The organism is Gordonia sp. BP-119 (assembly GCF_016924115.1).
Lineage (GTDB): Bacteria > Actinomycetota > Actinomycetes > Mycobacteriales > Mycobacteriaceae > Gordonia > Gordonia hongkongensis.
Map to the genome: position 1 here is coordinate 1 of NZ_JAFFZF010000085.1, position 3,228 is coordinate 3,228.

At 55.6% G+C, this 3,228-nt stretch carries 1 rRNA gene; it reads right to left on the reverse strand.

What is annotated here, in order from left to right:
• Positions 1 to 73: 73 nt before the first annotated feature.
• Positions 74 to 3,205, reverse strand: a 23S ribosomal RNA gene (locus JW364_RS23880).
• Positions 3,206 to 3,228 lie beyond the last annotated feature (23 nt).

Sequence of the window (3,228 nt, forward strand, 5' to 3'; positions counted from 1 at the left end):
GTGTGTTGTTTCAGAAGTACATAGTGGATGCGAACACCAACCGAACCTGAGGTTTGGTGATGTTGTGGGTGTTGTTGGTAAGTCCTCGGCCGATTAGTACCAGTCACCTGAACACATTGCTGTGCGTACAGTTCTGGCCTATCAACCCCATGGTCTGTGGGGGGCCTTAACCCCGCGAAGGGGGTGAGAAACCTCATCTTGGAACAGGCTTCCCGCTTAGATGCTTTCAGCGGTTATCCCTTCCGAACGTAGCTAACCAGCAGTGCCCCTGGCGGGACAACTGGCACACCAGAGGTTCGTCCGTCCCGGTCCTCTCGTACTAGGGACAGGTTTCCTCAAGTTTCTTACGCGCGCGGCGGATAGAGACCGAACTGTCTCACGACGTTCTAAACCCAGCTCGCGTGCCGCTTTAATGGGCGAACAGCCCAACCCTTGGGACCTACTCCAGCCCCAGGATGCGACGAGCCGACATCGAGGTGCCAAACCATCCCGTCGATATGGACTCTTGGGGAAGATCAGCCTGTTATCCCCGGGGTACCTTTTATCCGTTGAGCGACACCGCTTCCACTTGCCGGTGCCGGATCACTAGTCCCGACTTTCGTCCCTGCTCGACATGTACGTCTCACAGTCAAGCTCCCTTGTGCACTTACACTCAACACCTGATTGCCAACCAGGCTGAGGGAACCTTTGGGCGCCTCCGTTACCTTTTAGGAGGCAACCGCCCCAGTTAAACTACCCACCAGGCACTGTCCCTGAACCCGATCAGGGTCCGAGGTTAGAAGTCCAATACGATCAGAGTGGTATTTCAACAACGACTCCATGAACACTGGCGTGCCCACTTCACAGTCTCCCACCTATCCTACACAAACCGAACCGAACACCAATACCAAGCTATAGTGAAGGTCCCGGGGTCTTTTCGTCCTGCCGCGCGTAACGAGCATCTTTACTCGTACTGCAATTTCGCCGAGTCTGTGGTTGAGACAGCAGAGAAGTCGTTACGCCATTCGTGCAGGTCGGAACTTACCCGACAAGGAATTTCGCTACCTTAGGATGGTTATAGTTACCACCGCCGTTTACTGGGGCTTAAATTCTCAGCTTCACCACCCGAAGGTGATTAACCGGTCCTCTTAACCTTCCAGCACCGGGCAGGCGTCAGTCCGTATACATCGTCTTACGACTTCGCACGGACCTGTGTTTTTAGTAAACAGTCGCTTCTCTCTGGTCTCTGCGACCCACACCAGCTCAGACCGAAAAGATCGTCACCAGGATGGGTCCCCCTTCTCCCGAAGTTACGGGGGCATTTTGCCGAGTTCCTTAACCACAGTTCTCTCGATCGCCTTAGTATTCTCTACCTGACCACCTGTGTTGGTTTGGGGTACGGGCCGTGTACCAACTCACTAGAGGCTTTTCTCGGCAGCATAGGATCATGGAATTCGCCACAACGGCTACGCATCACCTCTCAGGCTCTGTGAGTGACGGATTTGCCTATCACTCGCCCTACAGGCTTACACCAGTACAACCACTGACTGGCCCCACTACCTTCCTGCGTCACCCCATCGCTTGCCTACTACCAGCCAAGGTCCCATGCATCACCCCAACTCGGCACCCGAAGGTGCTCCCGGGGGATCAGGATGGTTAGTACAACTGATTCAGCATGGGCGCGGATACACGGGTACGGGAATATCAACCCGTTGTCCATCGACTACGCCTGTCGGCCTCGCCTTAGGTCCCGACTCACCCTGGGCGGATTAGCCTGGCCCAGGAACCCTTGGTCATTCGGCGGCAGAGTTTCTCACTCTGCTTTCGCTACTCATGCCTGCATTCTCACTCCCACACCCTCCACACCTGGATCACTCCGGCGCTTCCACGGATGCAGGACGCTCCCCTACCCACCCACACACCTGGTCGACCCTCCGTAAAAGATCGACGGGCTAACGTGTGAGTGCCGCGGCTTCGGCGGTGTACTTGAGCCCCGCTACATTGTCGGCGCAGGATCACTTGACCAGTGAGCTATTACGCACTCTTTCAAGGGTGGCTGCTTCTAAGCCAACCTCCTGGTTGTCTTCGCGACCCCACATCCTTTTCCACTTAGTACACGCTTAGGGGCCTTAGCCGGCGATCTGGGCTGTTTCCCTCTCGACTACGAACCTTATCGCCCGCAGTCTCACTGCCACACTCTCACTTACCGGCATTCGGAGTTTGGCTGACGTCAGTAACCCTGTGGGGCCCATCGGCCATCCAGTAGCTCTACCTCCAGTAAGAAACATGTGACGCTGCACCTAAATGCATTTCGGGGAGAACCAGCTATCACGGAGTTTGATTGGCCTTTCACCCCTACCCACAACTCATCCCCTCCATTTTCAACTGAAGTGGGTTCGGGCCTCCACGACGTCTTACCGACGCTTCACCCTGGCCATGGGTAGATCACTCCGCTTCGGGTCTAGACCCGGCGACTCAAACGCCCTATTCAGACTCGCTTTCGCTACGGCTACCCCACACGGGTTAACCTCGCCACCGAGCACTAACTCGCAGGCTCATTCTTCAAAAGGCACGCCATCACCCGCCCCGAAGGCACAGGCTTTGACGGATTGTAAGCGTCCGGTTTCAGGTACTATTTCACTCCCCTCCCGGGGTACTTTTCACCTTTCCCTCACGGTACTAGTCCGCTATCGGTCACCAGGAAGTATTCAGGCTTACCGGGTGGTCCCGGCAGATTCACAGCAGATTCCACGAGCCCGCTGCTACTTGGGGACACCGTCACGCAAGACCATGTGTTTTCAGCTACCGGACTCTCACCGACTACGGCAGACCATTCCAGGCCACTTCACCTAACACATGATTTTCTCACTCACGCTTCCACAGGCAGATGGAAGAAGACGAACCCCACAACCCCACACACACAACCCCTACCCGGTATCACATGCGCATGGTTTAGCCTCCTCCGCTTTCGCTCGCCACTACTCACGGAATCACAATTGTTTTCTCTTCCTATGGGTACTGAGATGTTTCACTTCCCCACGTTCCCCCCACACAGCCTATACATTCAGCTGGTGGTAACACGACATCACTCGTGCTGGGTTTCCCCATTCGGACACCCTCGGATCACAGCTCGTTTGACAACTCCCCGAGGACTATCGCGGCCTACCACGTCCTTCATCGGCTCCTGGTACCAAGGCATCCACCGAACGCCCTTACACACTTACAACAACACCTACAAACAACCCCCCA